This is a genomic window from Neptunomonas sp., from assembly GCF_016744175.1.
GTDB lineage: Bacteria > Pseudomonadota > Gammaproteobacteria > Pseudomonadales > Balneatricaceae > Neptunomonas.
The window spans coordinates 25,932-42,247 of record NZ_JADGEV010000008.1 but is presented as its reverse complement, the minus strand read 5'-3'; the positions used below and the strand labels follow the sequence as shown (position 1 = coordinate 42,247).

Genomic DNA, 16,316 nt, shown 5'->3' with positions numbered 1-16,316 from the left:
GGCAAACAGTATATGAAAAGTGATACTCCATCAGTGGCATGGCTACGCTGCGCGATAAAACCATTAGATAGTATGGCGATGCTGGCTGCTGAAGATCATCAGAAACAGCTCACTAAGCCTGCGGGTTCCTTAGGTAAGTTGGAGAATATAGCTGTTCGATTAGCTGCCATGCAAGGCGTGTTATTTCCTACTGCGGCTAATGTTTCTATCGCTATTTTTGCAGCAGATCATGGCATTGCAGAAGAGGGAGTGTCGATGTTTCCTCAATCAGTGACTGCTGAAATGGTTAAAAACTTTTCTCATGGTGGTGCCGCTATTTGTGTGGCGGCGCGGTTTATAAATGCTCCTATGACAGTATACAACTTAGGTACAATCTCTCCCACTGAAGGGTTGGCTAATGTTGTTAATTGTGTGATTGCTCCACAGACAGCCAGTTTTCTTCATTATCCTGCTATGACAGAAGGCCAGCTTGCACTAGCAATAAATATTGGACGCAAAGCGGTATTAACTGCGTCAGAAAAACAGCTAGAACAAGAAGAGAAACTTGATCTATTTATTGCAGGAGAAATGGGCATTGCCAATACTACATCGGCAACTGCTGTTGCTTCTGTGCTACTTAACATAGCCCCTGAGAAACTTGCTGGGCCTGGTACTGGGTTAGATGCTAAAGGTGTTTCGCATAAGGCAGCGATTATCGCTCAAGCACTGCAAGTACATGAGAAATCTCTGGCGAATAGTTCAACCGACCCGTTAATGGCATTACAAATATTAGGTGGTTTTGAAATTGCGGCACTTACCGGTGCTTATCTAACGTGTGCGCAAGAGGGCATGCCTGCTCTTGTTGACGGTTTCATCTGTACAGTGGCAGCCTTGGTGGCGTGTCGTATTAACCCTGAGGTGTCTGATTGGCTCATCTTATCTCACAATTCAGCTGAACCCGCCTATGCATTATTGCTAGAAAGCTTTGGGGCTCAGTTGCCGTTACTGAATCTTGAATTGCGCTTAGGGGAGGGTAGCGGTGCAGCTATTGCTGTTCCGCTTATAAGGCTTGCCTGTTCTTTGCACCATGAAATGTCTACATTTGAAGAAGCGGCGGTGTCTTCTTCAACAGTAACAATGCCTACCAGCGAAGTAGCACAGTAAGATGAAACAGCACTGTAATAGCAAACAACCGTTGATTATTGATGCGTTGCGACACGGAGAGACAGTAAAAGGTCAATGCTATCTGGGGCGCACTGATGCTGAGCTAACGGATCATGGGTGGCATCAAATGCAGACCACTATGCAAAATATCAGCCTGGATGATTACGATGCCGTCATTACTTCGCCATTAATCCGTTGTCAGGCGTTTGCTGAATGTTGGGTTGGGTCTCAAGCGTCAGGTGCTGAATTACTAACCTCCGATCCATTAATCCAAGAATATGATTTTGGTCTGTGGGATGGCATGACGGCAGTAGATATTATGCTGCATTGGGCAGATGAGCTAGCAGACTTTTGGCGTGATCCCGAGCATTTTCCTCCTCCACAAGGCGAACTAATAACTGAATTTTTTAAACGCTTACAGTTTTTTTTAAATGCAAAGATCACCAGTGAGCATAACAAAGTACTTTTAATTACTCACGGTGGTGTGATCAAAGCGCTGACCAGTTTGAATGAAGGAGCGTCTGTATCTAGAATGTTTGGGGTTGAGGCTAAACACGGCGAATTACACCGTCTTGTGTGGCCGCGCGCATGAAGCTTTTTTTCTCTAAGCACTGGCAAGCTCTTTGCGTAGCTATGCAGTTTTTGACGCAGCTTCCTATTCGACTTCGCTCTTATCCTGACTCCCGATTACAAGCCCTGTCATTGCTCTACTACCCACTTGTTGGTGCTGTGATTGGTGGCGTCTTGTATGCACTTAGTTGGTTGCTTAATGAGCAACCAATATATATGCAAGCATCACTCGTGCTGATCTGCTGGGTGGTGCTTACGGGAGGCTTACATCTTGATGGATTAGCTGACAGCGCTGATGGATGGATGGGTGGTTTAGGTGACCCTGAGCGCACCTTGCGAATTATGAAGGACCCCTGCTCTGGGGCGATAGGTGTTCTGGCTTTAATACTATTACTTCTATTGAAATGGTCAGCGCTCTTAACGTTACTCGGTACAGCGACTCTGTTACCGATGTTGCTTGCTCCGGTGTTTGCTCGATTGGGAGCTATTATCTTGTTGGCTAGCACGCCTTATGTACGACCACAAGGAATCGCATCTTCAATGGTAGCGACAATGCCCCGACAAGGCATCTATGCAATGGGCTTACTAGGAGTACTCGTATTAGCCTGGCTTGGTTTTGCATGGTTGTTGGTAACGGTTATAGTATTTTGGATTGCGCGTAGCATGATGCTCGCACGCTTAAAGGGTACTACAGGGGATACAGCAGGTGCTTTAATTGAATTAATAGAAGTAGCCTTATTGACTGTGGCTAGCATGGGTGTAAGAACGTTAAGCCCCTGAAATGATGAAGGCGGCAAGATTCGGGTAGGGTAGAGGGTGAAGTTTTAAGAAATGTAACAGTAACTGATTTATGTCAATTGTCCGAGTTCTTTAGTTGGTTATTATATGAGTCATCTTACATAAACAATTAGGTAACAGTGATGAGTACATGTTGTGGTTCTTGTGGTGGTCAGAGTGCAGAAGAAATTAAACAACAAGAGCAAGCTGATGCTGAAAAGCGCAAAAAGGCTAGCGAAGAAAAGAAGAACGAAAAATAGCACTATATATACTAAATACTGGGGGGATATAACTTTGAGTGAAGCGTTGCTCGCTTAACGATCTGTTACTCCTCAGTATCTCTCCAATACTCCTCTTGTCACACTTAATAACTGCAATGTATATTCTTCTGCATACCCTCTGTAATTATTGACTCTTTTATAGTTAAGCACTTTATAGAAAGTGATGTTATTAATCGGTTATTCTGTCTATCTAGTGAGATAACAAAAAAATAAACACGTGTGATATTTAGGCAAATTCTTTGAAAAAAATAGCAATTTTTGTTGATGTACAAAATATCTACTACACAACTCGACAAGCATACGGTCGACAGTTTAATTACCGCAAACTGTGGGAGCGCATCAGTCAACAAGGTGAAATAGTGTCAGCGACTGCTTATGCGATTCATCGAGGTGATGATAAACAGCATAAATTTCAGAGTGCGCTTAAGCATATGGGGTTTACTGTTAAGCTTAAGCCTTTTATTCAGCGAAGTGATGGTTCGGCAAAAGGCGATTGGGATGTAGGTATCGCAATCGATGTGATGGATGTGGCTAAGGGTGTAGATAGTGTTATTTTGCTGTCAGGTGATGGTGATTTTGATCTGTTGTTGGATAAAATATGTACAGAATATGGGGTTAACGCAGAGGTTTATGGTGTGCCCTCATTAACAGCTAACTCTTTGGTGGAGGCTGCCTCTGTTTTCCATCCAATTGACGATGCTCTGCTTTTATAGGTTCATAATAAGAGAACGTCAGTAGCGGGGCATTAGAGTGCCTCGCTACTTATTTTTCATGCCAACTATTGGGATTCGTCTGGAGCATTGAAGCGATCTAGGTTGTTTGTAATATCTACTTCAACATTCGCTGATGGAATCTTAAAATCATGTACGCGCTCCCAGCTATCGCTATTAGGTGCGCGCTCCCACACCGTACCTGCATTGTATGTCAGTAAATCTGTTAATGAAGGGTCCATCGATGATAGTTTTACTAAAGGGACAGGGAGCATGTTTGCAAGTTCGTTTGCAGCATATTCTTCTGTTTCATAGCCTGTATAAAGGCGCCAGCCTGTATCGTTAAGGTGTTCCGGTACTGTTTTGTACATAAAGCGTATAGGCAAGTTTTCATCAAAGGTTAGCTTAGAAACTAAAGCCAAAAAACCATTTTTTGTCTGATTAGTTTCAGCGTTTTCAGAAATAGGGGTATCTACTGGTGGCGTTTTCATAACAAAATCCAACGAAATTTAAAACGAACAATATTGTATAGCAAAGTGAAGAAATTGAGGAACAAAACAAACCTATCTATTGGCTAATGAGTTTATATAATATTATTTAAAAAAAGGTTTATAGTTGGGTTCGATATGAAAAATTTCACTTTTTTTGTTTCATTTGAAAAATTACCAGGTACCGCGATAGATGCCAGATAAAATCCTATTAATTGAAGATGATGAAAAACTCACTCAATTACTTAGCTTATACCTTACACGCAATGGTTTTGAAGTGGCGTTTGGCCATAGAGGTGATGAGGCAAAACAGCTTTTGAAGCAAGAGCAGCCTGATTTGCTGATCCTTGATCTTATGCTGCCGGGAATGGATGGTCTGAGTGTCTGTCGTGAGATTCGGGGAACATTTAGCGGGAAAATCTTAATTCTTACAGCAAGTGATGATGACATGGATCAGGTGGCAGCGTTAGAGATGGGCGCTGATGATTTTGTCTGTAAACCTTTACAGCCTAGAGTGTTACTCGCTCGTATTCGTATGTTGCTACGTCGACAGACAGGCAGCAGTCATGAATCAACGTCTATAAGCAACAGGCAAGTAACTCCGTCTGTAACCAGTGAACATCAATTGAGTTTGGGTACGCTGTCTCTCAACCAATTAACCCAACGTTGCTATCTGGAGGGTGAGTTTGTAAATCTCACACCTGGAGAGTTTGACCTTCTATTGCTGCTTGTTTCACATGCCGATGAAGCTTTATCTCGCGATACTCTTGTGAAATCGACCCGTGGAATTGATTATGATGGGGTTGATCGAACCATTGATAATAAAATTGCCATTCTTCGCAAAAAATTGAACGATGACTCAACGCTGCCTTCGCGAATTATTACGGTAAGAGGCAAGGGATACATGTTAGTTTCAGGTCAATGGAGCTGATCCATACATTTCCATACACTCCTTCTAGTGATGCTATTACCTTCTCTGTGTAAGAATAAGTTAACACTATTAGTATAAATGGGAACCACTGCTTATGGCTCGTCTCTTCTTCACCCTATATATGGGTATTATTGCAGCGCTAATTGGTTTTTTGGTGTTAATTGAGGTCTTTACTACACAGTTATTTTACGACTTTGAAGAAGAGAGTACTCGTCGTAGCCTGCTTGCCTATGTTCACCTCTTTGAAGAAGTATATGAGCTGTCAGGCGAGGAACAAATGGAGGCGTCAATGTTGCGAACGGCAAAGCTAGAAAGCCAGATACTAACTGTAGTTACGGATGCTAGCATACTTGAACGAATCGAAATTAAAAATATGCCGGATTCGAGCATACTTCTTCAAAGCCTTGAGCCAGACATTGATGATGGAGATGTTCTTTATATCCGTCTTAGTGTAAATGATAAAATCTACCGTTCTACTAACGATACTTCTTCTGATTTCGTAAAGGCTGCTGAGATATTAGGGCAAGTCTATCTGTGGGGTTTTTTTCTCGTTACTGCTTTAACGCTTGCCGTATGGATTTACCTCTTGCAACGCAAACTAAAAATGTTAGAAAGCTCATCTACTGCAATTGCTAACGGCGATTTCTCCGCTAGGGCCCCTATGTTAGCTAAGCATCGAGTCGGGGGGCTAAATCGTTCATTCAACCAAATGGCTGAACGCATAGAGCAACTTATTGCCAGTCATAAGCGCTTAACCAATGCTGTTGCTCATGAATTACGAACGCCTATCTTTCGTTTACGTTGTCAGTTAACAATGCTGGAAGAAGATATAAACTCTTCCAGTCATCAGCAGTTTCTGCAGGGTATGGAAGAAGACTTAACAGAGTTGGATCAGCTGGTAGAAGAGTTGCTCAGTTATGCAAAGATGCAAAGAGCGGGTGGAGGAGCTAGTTTTAGTGCTCAAATTTTCTTGCACTGGTTATTGCTCCAGCGACCAATAATGCAGCGAAGTTGTGAGAAGGCTCTTCGTGTTTTACCAGGGCCCTCTGTTGAGATTGAGTTTGATAGTCGTTTGCTTCTTAGGGCGCTAAGCAACTTAATCAGGAATGCAGATATTCATGCTAAAACCCAGATAGAGCTTTACTCATATATTGATAGTGATTACTTGGTCATTTGTATTGATGATGATGGGCAAGGTGTCCCTGAAACAGATCGTGAGCGTGTTTTTGAACCCTTTGAAAGACTTGATGCAGCACGGACACGTGATACTGGTGGGCACGGCTTGGGATTGTCTATAGTCAAAGAAGTCATGGAATTACATAAAGGAGAGGTGAAAGTCTTTACTTCTCCATTAGGGGGCGCGCGTTTCGCGCTTTATCTACCACTGACCTCTTCCTCGAAGACATAATCTATACAATCCAATACATACTTGCACTATTGTCCGGGTGGTGCGTTCTGAATAATAGCCTCATTAAATTTAAACACAGATGAGGCTAGATCAATGAAAAAAACAACACTTATTGCTACCACTATATTGTTATTAGGGACCACGCTTACGGTTAACGCCGGAGACTTTACAATAGGTGCCGGTGGTGCTTCTTTTAAAACTCCTTACAAAGGCTTTAAAGATAACAATGGCCCTTTGTTCTTTATTGAATACGAAGGAGAAGATTTTTCTGTTGGTTCTTCAGGTGCGCATTATCGTTTTTTAGGGAATGATGATACGCCTTTAAGTCTTTATGCCACGCTGACATCAGTGGGGTCGGAATTTAAAAGCAAAGACTCTAAGTACTTTGCCGGCATGAAAGATCGCGATATGAGTGTTGATTTAGGTATCTCTGCTGTGTATAGAGTGGGCGATGCAGGAGAGTTATCGGCTTCTTTGCTTCATGATGTTGCAGGTGCTTATAAAGGTTTCTTTGCAGACGTCAGTTATAGCCATGCTATAGAATTAGGTAACTTTGCAGTTTTATCTCCATCGGCAGGTTTGAGCTTTCTAAGTAAAGACTATGTTGATTATTACTATGGTGTACGTGCCAATGAGGCTACAGCGACACGCACTGCATATAAAGGTGAGGCGACAGTCACACCTTATGTTGGCTATGACGTCATGGTTCCTGTGTCTGATCAGTGGAGTCTATTTCACTCAACTAGTTATTCTTGGTTAGGCAGCAAGATAAAAAACTCTTCTATTGTTGATCGCGATAACACGTGGGCTACGACTCTGGGCGTTGCTTACACCTTTTGAGAACAATCCTCATTACAAGGGCCATTAAGGCCCTTTTTTTTCTTCGGTTATTGGTTGAGGTGTTAGGTGAAACGATCAAAACAGCTTGCTACCAGTTTGTTTGTATTGGTTTGTGTCTGGGTACTAACGGGCAGTGTCCAGTCAAGCCATGAGGAGTTGGATAACGAAGAATCTAACTCAGTAGTAACGAATCCAAATGTTGTTGTAAAAACAAGCATTTCAAGTGCCAAGCTCATTCATAAAATGCTTACGCTAGCGGGGCATGTAGAGCCTTATCGAATGGTCACTTTGCGTGCAGAAACTTCTGCTAAGGTAGTTTCCACATCGGTGGCACGCGGCCAGCGTGTTAAGGCCAATCAATTAATCATCACATTATCTATGAATGATCGTAAAGCAAAGCTTAAGCAAGCGGAAACAGCTCTGCAGCAACGTAAAAGTGATTGGCGTGCTAATGTTAAATTGAAAAATAAAGGTCTTCGCGCAAAATCCACCGTTCTTAATCATGCAGTTTTAGTTGCCACCGCCGAAGCTGAATTAGCGCACATTCAAGAAGATATTCTCAAAACACAAATATATGCACCTTTTGACGGGGTACTAGACCAACGCATTGTGGAGGTGGGTGACTTTGTTGATCGTGCAGATAAAGCAGCCGTGCTCGTCGACGATAGCCATGTACTTATTAACGTACAAATACCGCAGAATCACTTAGCGAATATTCAACAGGGACAAAAAGTTACAGCGCGCTTGGTCACCGGTGAGGAGGTGAGCGGTCATGTCTCATATATAGCTAGTTTAGCCAACGAAGAAACCCGCAGCTTTACCACCGAAATACAAGTGCCTAATCCTGAGCGACAGCCGTGGTTAGGTTTAAGTAGCCGTGTGGAATTACCTTTAACTCAGTACAGTGCGCACCTTGTTTCACCTGCTTTATTGAACCTTGATTACCAAGGTGGGTTATACGTAAAAACCTTAGGTGAAGATAATCGGGTTGAAACATATTCGGTTTCAATTATTCGCCATGAAATGAAAGGTGTTTGGGTATCGGGGTTGCCCGATGTTGTGAACTTGCTGATTCAAGGGCAGGGGTATTACCAGAAGGGAGAGCACCTAAACGATGACGTTGTTAAGTCAGTTGCTGTGTCAGAGCTCAAGCAGGAGCAGTCGTTATGATTGGATTCTTGATGGGACGTAATCGTACCGTATTATTGCTGTTAGCTTTTCTGATGATTTCGGGTGCAGTAGCTTTTATAGCAATCCCTAAAGAATCCGATCCAGATATTCCTATTCCCTTTATTTACATTTCGATGATTCACGAAGGCATATCACCAGAAGATGCCGAGCGTTTACTCGTTCAGCCTATGGAAAAAGAGTTAAGAAATATCACAGGGATCAAAGAGATGAGATCTACGGCTTCAGTAGGTTCTGCCTCAGTTATTTTAGAGTTTGAGGCCGGTTTTGATGCCAAGCAAGCATTATTGGATGTGCGCTCTCAGGTTGAGCTAGCAAAGACTCAGCTGCCGACAACAACAGAGAGCCCTACGGTAAATGAGATTAACACGGCGCTTTTTCCTGTGATGACGCTAAGTCTTTCAGCTGCTTTAGATGAGCGTGAACTTATTACTATGGCAAGACAATTAAAGCGTGAAATAGTCGCATTACCCAATGTGCTTTCTGTAGAAATTGGAGGAGATAGAGAGGAAGTCCTAGAGGTCGAAATTGACCCTGTTTTGCTGGATGGCTACCAAATCGATTTTCAAGCAGTGATGGATATTGTCAATCGAAATAATTTGTTGGTCACGGCAGGTGCTTTAGATACAGGGGCTGGCAGAATGGTTTTCAAAGTGCCGGGAGTGATAACTGAGCTAGGTGACATTCTTCAGTTGCCAGTTAAAGTTAGTGGTTCAACAGTGGTCACTCTCGCTGATATAGCAACGTTACGAAGCACATTTAAAGATCCAGATGGCTTCGCCAGAGTGGATGGGAAGCCTGCTATTTCGTTAGAAATTTCTAAGCGTTCTGGTGCCAATATTATTGAAACAGTCACTCAAGTACAAGCAGTAGTGAGCGCTGCTCAGCAGGTGATGCCAGAACAAGTAGACATCACTTACATCCTTGATCAATCTGCTCAGATCAGTACGTTATTATGGGATCTACTCAATAACATCCTTAGCGCTATGGTCATCGTGATGATAATCATTATTGCCGTATTAGGGTTACGTTCTGCGCTATTAGTGGGCTTGGCTATCCCTGGATCATTCCTGATCGGTATTTTACTGATATACAGTCTTAACATAACGATGAATATAGTCGTATTGTTCAGCCTAATTCTTGTCGTCGGTATGTTAGTTGATGGCGCGATTGTTATAGTTGAAATGGCAGATAAACGGTTAAAAGCTGGTGATAGTGGGTTTGAAGCATTTGGTTATGCCGCTAGACAAATGGCTTGGCCCATTATTGCATCCACACTAACAACGCTAGCTGTTTTTATACCGCTAGCGTTCTGGCCAGGCACGGTAGGTGAGTTTATGAAGTACTTACCTATCACCGTGGTCTTGTGTTTACTTGCATCTCTTTGTATGGCACTGATCTTTTTGCCGGTGTTAGGCCATATGTTTAATCGCTCAAAAACGGGCACAAAAGTGGATCAAGTGATACCTATCAGCACAGGTGTTAGGGTGTATACCTCCTTACTAAGATCCTTAGTTAAACACCCTAGAAAAACGTTAGTAGCGACATTGATTTGTGTTTTATCAATTTATTCAGTGTATGGCTTATATGGTGTTGGGATTGAATTTTTTCCTGATACTGAGCCAGAAACGGCAATGATCCAAGTGCATGCTCGTGGTGATTTATCAGTAATAGAAAAAGATGAGCTCCTAAGGCACGTTGAAAAACGCATGATAGGAATGAAGGATCTTAGATCTGTTTACGCTCGCTCTTTTGCACAATCAGACAATGAGGGAAAAGAGGATTTAATTGGTATTGTGCAGTTTCGCTTTACAGATTGGTATCAGCGAAGCCCTGCAAAAAAAATATTAAAGGATCTTCAACAACGTACGGCCGGTATACCCGGATTGTACTTAGACATTCTTGAGGAGGAAGGTGGCCCATCTGGTGGTAAGCCAATTGAGATAGAGGTTAGCGGGCTACAACAACAAGACTTGTCAAAGGCGGTTGAACTTATCCGTAACTTAATGCTGCAGATGAAGGGTTTTAACAACATTGAAGACAATCGCCCTCTGCCGGGCATTGAGTGGATACTTTCAGTGAATAGGCTGGAAGCTGCACGCTATGGTGCTGATATAGCTTCAATTGGAAATGCAGTACAAATGGTCACATCAGGTATTAATTTGACTAAATATCGACCAGACAATGCTTATGATGAGATTGATGTTCGTGCGCGCTTTCCGCATTCAGATCGGACATTACAGCAATTAGAGTATCTTAGATTGAAAACGGCTAGAGGTATGATACCTACTAGTAATTTTGTCGAAATCAGACCATCACCCAAAACCAGTATTATTCAACGTGTTGATGGTAGGCGGGTAACAACGTTGAAATCAGACATACTTGAGGGCTTACTAGTTGATACCCAATTAAAAAAGCTGAAAGAAGGTATTGGAGCGATAAATCTACCCGCGGGTATAGCGCTTACATTTAAAGGTGAGGATGCAGATCAGCAGGAGAGTATGGAGTTCTTATTTAAGGCCTTTTTGGTCGCTTTATTTATCATGCTGTTGATACTAGTGACGCAGTTTAATAGCGTTTATCAAAGCGTATTAGTGCTGAGTGCGATTATTTTTTCTACCGCTGGAGTGATGTTGGGCTTGTTTGTAACACACCAACCTTTTGGTATTGTTATGGGAGGTATAGGAGTCATCGCACTTGCTGGTATTGTGGTTAATAACAACATTATTCTTATTGATGCCTACAACCGAAAGAGGGTGCAGGAAATCTCTGCCGTAGAGGCGGCTATAGCTACCGGATCTGAGCGATTGAGGCCAGTCTTGCTGACATCAGTTACGACCATTGCAGGGCTGATACCGATGGCATACGGTTTGAATCTAGATTTAATCAACAGGCAGATAGGTATTGGTGCTCCTTCATCGCAAATGTGGACTCAACTGGCCAGTACCATTGCTGGTGGTTTAAGCTTTGCAACCTTGCTGACTTTGTTTCTTACACCGTGCATGCTGGTGATGGGAGATCATTTGTTATCTAAAAGGGCCATTATCTAATGTTATAGGAAAAAATTTAACTGTATTAGAAGCAATATTATTACTATAAAGATAATTGGCAATAAAACTAAAAAGCCCGTCATAAGACGGGCTTTTTGATGCCAGCTGTAATTATGCTTGAACTGTAGGAATAACAGTTGCCGCTTTAGCTGTGTAGTTTTCGATCTGATCGAAGTTCAAGTAACGGTATACATCTTCAGCCATTGGATCCAGCTTAGCGGTATATTCCATATACTCTGCAACCGTAGGAATTCTACCAATAAGGGCTGCAACAGCGGCCAATTCAGCAGAAGACAGGTAAACATCAGCACCTGTACCCAAACGGTTAGGGAAGTTACGAGTTGACGTAGAAACAACGGTTGATTTGTCTGCTACGCGTGCTTGGTTACCCATGCACAATGAACAACCCGGCATTTCCATACGCGCACCGGCTTTACCGAAGATGTTGTAATAACCTTCTTCGGTTAGCTGTGCAGCATCCATTTTCGTTGGTGGAGCAACCCACATACGCGTTGGCAGCGATGTGTTTGCTGCTTCTAGCAGCTTGCCTGCAGCACGGAAATGGCCAATGTTGGTCATACAAGAACCAAGGAATACTTCATCAATTTTTGTACCAGCAACTTCTGACAATATTTTCACATCATCAGGGTCGTTAGGACAAGCCAAGATAGGTTCTTTAACATCAGCTAGATCGATTTCGATGACTGCAGCGTACTCAGCATCGGTATCAGCCGTCATCAATTCTGGGTTAGCTAGCCATTCTTGCATGCCAACGATACGACGCTCGATTGTACGAACATCACCGTAACCTTCAGAAATCATCCACTTCAACATTGTGATGTTGGAGTTTAGGTATTCGCGGATTGGCGCTTCATCTAGCTTGATAGAGCAAGCAGCAGCAGAGCGCTCAGCAGCAGAGTCAGACAGTTCGAAAGCCTGCTCAACTTTCAGGTCTGGTAAGCCTTCAATCTCAAGGATACGACCCGAGAAGATGTTTTTCTTACCGGCTTTAGCAACTGTCATCAAACCAGCTTTAATTGCGTACAAAGGAATAGCATTAACGAGGTCACGTAGAGTGATACCTGGTTGAAGCTTGTCACCTTTAAAGCGAACCAGTACTGATTCAGGCATATCTAGTGGCATTACGCCGGTAGCTGCAGCAAAAGCCACTAAACCAGAACCTGCAGGGAAAGAGATACCGATTGGAAAACGAGTATGAGAGTCACCACCTGTACCTACAGTATCAGGAAGTAGCATACGGTTTAGCCAAGAATGGATTACACCGTCACCAGGGCGTAGTGAAACACCGCCACGGTTCATGATGAAATCAGGCAATGTGTGGTGAGTATGGACATCGACTGGTTTAGGGTAAGCCGCTGTATGGCAGAAAGACTGCATTGTCAGGTCAGCAGAGAATCCTAGGCATGCCAAATCTTTAAGCTCATCACGTGTCATTGGACCAGTAGTATCCTGAGAGCCTACAGTCGTCATTTTTGGTTCACAGTAAGTGCCAGGAAGAACACCGGCTACGCCGCATGCTTTACCAACCATTTTCTGAGCATGAGTATAGCTTTTTCCGCTATCTGCAGGCTGGTCTGGTTTACGGAACAGTTCAGTAGGTGCTAGTCCTAACGCTGTACGTGCTTTATCAGTTAAGCCACGACCAATGATCAAAGGAATACGACCGCCAGCACGAACTTCATCAAGAAGTACCTGTGTTTTTAGACCGAATGTGCAAAGTTCTTCACCAGTTTCAGCGTTCTTAGCAACACCTTCGTATGGGTAAACGTCGATAACGTCACCCATATTCATTTTTTCTACATCCATTTCGATAGGTAAAGCACCCGCATCTTCCATTGTGTTGAAGAAGATAGGAGCAATTTTACCACCAAAGCAGTATCCGCCAGCACGCTTGTTAGGAACGTTTGGGATATCATCACCGAAGAACCACAATACGGAGTTTGTAGCAGACTTACGTGAAGAACCTGTACCTACAACATCACCAACGTATGCAACAGGGTAGCCTTTCGCTTTGATCTCTTCGATCTGCTTAAGTGGGCCTGTTGTGCCATCATCATCTGGATGAATGCCATCGCGTGACATTTTCAGCATTGCATTTGCGTGCACTGGGATATCAGGACGCGTAAATGCATCTGGCGCAGGAGATAAATCATCTGTGTTAGTTTCACCTGTTACTTTGAAAACAGTAACTGTGATTTTTTCTGCCAATTCTGGCTTAGACGTGAACCATTCTGCATTAGCCCATGATTCAAGAACTTGCTGGGCATGGGTATTACCCGCTTCTGCTTTCTCTTGAACATCGTGGAACGCATCAAATACAAGCAGTGTGCGTGATAGTGCAGTAGCAGCGGTTGGCGCTAGTGCTTCATTATCTAGGCAGTCGATCAGTGGTTGAATGTTGTAACCACCTAACATAGTACCCAGTAATTGAGTTGCTTGAACTTTATCAACTAGAGGTGAGCTTGCATCACCTTTAGTGACGGCAGCAAGAAAGCCTGCTTTTACATAAGCGGCCTGGTCAACACCGGCTGGAACACGGTCTGTTAACAGGTTTAACAAGAATTCTTCTTCACCTGCAGGTGGGTTTTTCAGTAGTTCAACCAGCGCAGCTGTTTGGTCAGCGTCTAATGGTTTTGCTGGTACGCCTTCAGCGGCGCGTTCTTCTACGTGTTTACGATAAGCTTCTAGCACGATTTAGCCCTCATCTGTTATTCCCACCGTTCTTTACTCATCACACCGGAAGTCGATGCTACGTAAAGATTTAGTCTCTTTGTTAATCTGCGTGGAGATTCTAGCTTATAGGCGCCATAAAGTTAAGTTTGTAGACAATTCAGAGTGTTAGACTTTGTGCCTAAGTTGTAGCATGATCTGTCCTACTATTTGAATTTTATGAAAAAGAGACATTTCTCAGTTGGTAATTGATTTATTATACTATGATGTTACTGAAGTAACGCGGATAACAATCAGACGCTTAATATAAGAATTATACAATTATGCTAGTTCAGGAAAAAGAAAAGGTTAATTCCCCTATTTGGATGGCACTATCTGATTGGGATATTAATGCAGAACTCGAAAGCGATTTGGCTGAAAATATTCAGGCTGCTTTTGAATCTATGGAACAGAGAAGCTTGATTTATAAAGGCTCATTAACAGAATTGAACTTGGATTACGCTATCAGACGGGTAGCGGGCGAACCTATGCAATTGATGACGCACGTAAAGCGTTTTTATCTTGCTATGTTGTGTAAATCCGAGAAAAAGGTGTTAGGTTCTTTAATCGACCTTCTAATTATATTACGTTATCGGGGTAGCCCTTTATTGATTCGGCTTATTCAAGAAGCAGAGGTGCTTCTTGGTGCTCCGTTGTGTGGAACTCTAAAAGAGATTACACGAGAAAAAAGTGCCAGTCGGATATTTGAGTTAGATGTTTCAGGATCTATTTTGATAAATGGTTGTAGCCTGCCGGCGACATATCAAAAGAGGAAGAAGTAATACATGGCTGTAAACAAAAAAGGTTATCTGCATGTTCTACTTGTCGGTTTTGAAGGTAGCACGCTCCATACTTTGGAATATTTCTTCCAGTCACAACGCAGCGGTAAAAAATTTAAAGTAGTTGATTCTTTATCGCGTGCTAGTTGGGTTATTTTTAATGCAGACCAACCGCAGCCAAAGAATCTTTTAAAAAAATACCTAGAAAAGAAAATTTCACTTCCCGCTATCGTTATTTCTATTAACGAGTTGCAGTGGGAAAATACCGTAACTTTATGTAAACCTTTTAGTGTAAAAAGTTTAGAAAGCTCAATTGATCAGCTTTTTGAAGAAGTAATAAATCCGAGTATAGAGACTGCAGAACAAAAATTTAGTGTTGATTTTTCCTCGATAGCAGAAGCAGATGCCGCGGAGGATGCGAAAGCAGCCGAAGAAGTGAAAGCAGCCGAAGCAGCCGAAGAAGCCAAAGCAGCCAAAGCAGCCAAAGCAGCCAAAGCAGCTAAAGCAGCCGAAGAAGCCAAAGCCGCTGAAGAAGCAAAAGCCGCCGAAGAAGCCAAAGCCGCTGAAGAAGCAAAAGCCGCTGAAGAAGCGAAAGCTGCTGAAGAAGCGAAAGCCGCTGAAGAAGCCAAAGCCGCCGAAGAAGCCAAAGCCGCTGAAGAAGCAAAAGCAGCCGAAGAAGCCAAAGCTGCTGAAGAAGCGAAAGCCGCTGAAGAAGCCAAAGCCGCCGAAGAAGCCAAAGCCGCCGAAGAAGCAAAAGCAGCCGAAGAAGCAAAAGCAGCCGAAGAAGCAAAAGCCGCTGAAGAAGCGAAAGCAGCCGAAGAAGCTAAAGCCGCTGAAGAAGCAAAAGCCGCTGAAGAAGCCAAAGCAGCCGAAGAAGCCAAAGCCGCTGAAGAGGCGAAAGCCGCTGAAGAAGCAAAAGCTGCCGAAGAAGCGAAAGCCGCTGAAGAAGCCAAAGCCGCTGAAGAAGCAAAAGCAGCCGAAGAAGCAAAAGCAGCCGAAGAAGCGAAAGCCGCTGAAGAAGCGAAAGCCGCTGAAGAAGCAAAAGCAGCCGAAGAAGCGAAAGCCGCTGAAGAAGCCAAAGCCGCTGAAGAAGCAAAAGCAGCCGAAGAAGCCAAAGCAGCCGAAGAAGCAAAAGCCGCCGAAGAAGCAAAAGCAGCCGAAGAAGCAAAAGCAGCCGAAGAAGCGAAAGCCGCTGAAGAAGCAAAAGCCGCTGAAGAAGCAAAAGCCGCTGAAGAAGCAAAATCAGAGAGAAATGCTGAGTCTAAAACTTCGCCTAAATCTAAGGTAGCTAATCTTCAGCTAGCAATGAAAAAGCGGGCTAATCAAAACCAAAGCCAAGAAAGTACGATCAGTCAAATTGTTGCTCAATCTAAGTCATCTAAGGCAACAGTTTCGAGCGTACGCTCTGAGGTGATATCAAA

13 protein-coding genes are annotated in these 16,316 nt (G+C 43.2%); 11 read left to right on the top strand and 2 right to left on the bottom strand.

The window, feature by feature from the left end; genetic code table 11:
* Window positions 1-12: 12 nt before the first annotated feature.
* The 4 genes from cobT (at window position 13) to QZZ55_RS05165 (ending at window position 3,484) form a co-directional block, all read left to right on the top strand.
* Window positions 13-1,143, top strand: a complete 1,131-nt coding sequence (cobT, locus tag QZZ55_RS05180; RefSeq protein WP_293266039.1) for a nicotinate-nucleotide--dimethylbenzimidazole phosphoribosyltransferase — start codon at window positions 13-15, stop codon at window positions 1,141-1,143.
* Window position 1,144: 1 nt separating this feature from the next.
* Window positions 1,145-1,735 carry a histidine phosphatase family protein gene (locus QZZ55_RS05175; protein WP_293266037.1) on the top strand — a complete coding sequence of 197 codons (591 nt, stop codon included), beginning with the start codon at window positions 1,145-1,147 and terminating at the stop codon, window positions 1,733-1,735.
* Window positions 1,732-2,493: an adenosylcobinamide-GDP ribazoletransferase gene (locus QZZ55_RS05170; protein ID WP_293266035.1), complete on the top strand. Its 762-nt coding sequence runs from the start codon at window positions 1,732-1,734 to the stop codon at window positions 2,491-2,493. The genes QZZ55_RS05175 and QZZ55_RS05170 overlap by 4 nt, the downstream gene beginning before the upstream one ends.
* Window positions 2,494-3,010: 517 nt before the next feature.
* Window positions 3,011-3,484, top strand: coding sequence for an NYN domain-containing protein (locus QZZ55_RS05165; protein ID WP_293266033.1), 474 nt, complete (start codon window positions 3,011-3,013; stop codon window positions 3,482-3,484).
* Window positions 3,485-3,549: 65 nt separating this feature from the next.
* Here the strand turns inward: QZZ55_RS05165 and QZZ55_RS05160 are convergent, their stop codons facing one another.
* Entirely contained in the window at window positions 3,550-3,972 is a 423-nt protein-coding gene (locus QZZ55_RS05160) for a DUF2185 domain-containing protein (RefSeq protein ID WP_293266031.1), read from the bottom strand.
* A 190-nt stretch (window positions 3,973-4,162) separates the two neighbouring features.
* Here QZZ55_RS05160 and QZZ55_RS05155 point away from each other — a divergent pair, with 190 nt between their 5' ends.
* The 5 genes from QZZ55_RS05155 (at window position 4,163) to QZZ55_RS05135 (ending at window position 11,386) form a co-directional block, all read left to right on the top strand.
* Complete coding sequence (locus tag QZZ55_RS05155; RefSeq protein WP_293266029.1) at window positions 4,163-4,900, top strand: response regulator; 738 nt, start codon at window positions 4,163-4,165, stop codon at window positions 4,898-4,900.
* Between the two features lie 94 nt (window positions 4,901-4,994).
* Window positions 4,995-6,308: an ATP-binding protein gene (locus tag QZZ55_RS05150; protein ID WP_293266027.1), complete on the top strand. Its 1,314-nt coding sequence runs from the start codon at window positions 4,995-4,997 to the stop codon at window positions 6,306-6,308.
* A 93-nt stretch (window positions 6,309-6,401) separates the two neighbouring features.
* The gene (locus QZZ55_RS05145) at window positions 6,402-7,148 is read left to right on the top strand and encodes a MipA/OmpV family protein (protein ID WP_293266025.1); all 747 of its coding nucleotides are present in this window, start codon (window positions 6,402-6,404) and stop codon (window positions 7,146-7,148) included.
* A gap of 66 nt (window positions 7,149-7,214) precedes the next feature.
* Complete coding sequence (locus QZZ55_RS05140) at window positions 7,215-8,318, top strand: efflux RND transporter periplasmic adaptor subunit (RefSeq protein WP_293266023.1); 1,104 nt, start codon at window positions 7,215-7,217, stop codon at window positions 8,316-8,318.
* Window positions 8,315-11,386 carry an efflux RND transporter permease subunit gene (locus QZZ55_RS05135; RefSeq protein ID WP_293266020.1) on the top strand — a complete coding sequence of 1,024 codons (3,072 nt, stop codon included), beginning with the start codon at window positions 8,315-8,317 and terminating at the stop codon, window positions 11,384-11,386. Before QZZ55_RS05140 ends, QZZ55_RS05135 begins: the two co-directional genes overlap by 4 nt.
* Window positions 11,387-11,497: 111 nt before the next feature.
* On the opposite strand, the gene acnB is transcribed toward QZZ55_RS05135, so the two are convergent.
* Window positions 11,498-14,098 (bottom strand): bifunctional aconitate hydratase 2/2-methylisocitrate dehydratase, encoded by a 2,601-nt coding sequence (acnB, locus tag QZZ55_RS05130; protein WP_293266018.1) that lies wholly within the window; start codon window positions 14,096-14,098, stop codon window positions 11,498-11,500.
* Between the two features lie 302 nt (window positions 14,099-14,400).
* Between acnB and QZZ55_RS05125 the strand changes: the two genes are divergently transcribed.
* The gene (locus QZZ55_RS05125; RefSeq protein ID WP_293266016.1) at window positions 14,401-14,898 is read left to right on the top strand and encodes a hypothetical protein; all 498 of its coding nucleotides are present in this window, start codon (window positions 14,401-14,403) and stop codon (window positions 14,896-14,898) included.
* Between the two features lie 3 nt (window positions 14,899-14,901).
* The coding region (locus QZZ55_RS05120) for a hypothetical protein (protein WP_293266014.1) at window positions 14,902-16,316 on the top strand (1,415 nt) is incomplete at its 3' end.

What these genes read in the sequence shown, in the direction of transcription:
- cobT (WP_293266039.1), top strand. Translation starts at nt 13, where the DNA reads ATGAAAAGTGATACTCCATCAGTGGCATGGCTACGCTGCGCGATAAAA.
- QZZ55_RS05175 (WP_293266037.1), top strand. Translation starts at nt 1,145, where the DNA reads ATGAAACAGCACTGTAATAGCAAACAACCGTTGATTATTGATGCGTTG.
- QZZ55_RS05170 (WP_293266035.1), top strand. Translation starts at nt 1,732, where the DNA reads ATGAAGCTTTTTTTCTCTAAGCACTGGCAAGCTCTTTGCGTAGCTATG.
- QZZ55_RS05160 (WP_293266031.1), bottom strand. Translation starts at nt 3,972, where the DNA reads ATGAAAACGCCACCAGTAGATACCCCTATTTCTGAAAACGCTGAAACT.
- QZZ55_RS05155 (WP_293266029.1), top strand. Translation starts at nt 4,163, where the DNA reads ATGCCAGATAAAATCCTATTAATTGAAGATGATGAAAAACTCACTCAA.
- QZZ55_RS05150 (WP_293266027.1), top strand. Translation starts at nt 4,995, where the DNA reads ATGGCTCGTCTCTTCTTCACCCTATATATGGGTATTATTGCAGCGCTA.
- QZZ55_RS05145 (WP_293266025.1), top strand. Translation starts at nt 6,402, where the DNA reads ATGAAAAAAACAACACTTATTGCTACCACTATATTGTTATTAGGGACC.
- QZZ55_RS05135 (WP_293266020.1), top strand. Translation starts at nt 8,315, where the DNA reads ATGATTGGATTCTTGATGGGACGTAATCGTACCGTATTATTGCTGTTA.
- QZZ55_RS05125 (WP_293266016.1), top strand. Translation starts at nt 14,401, where the DNA reads ATGCTAGTTCAGGAAAAAGAAAAGGTTAATTCCCCTATTTGGATGGCA.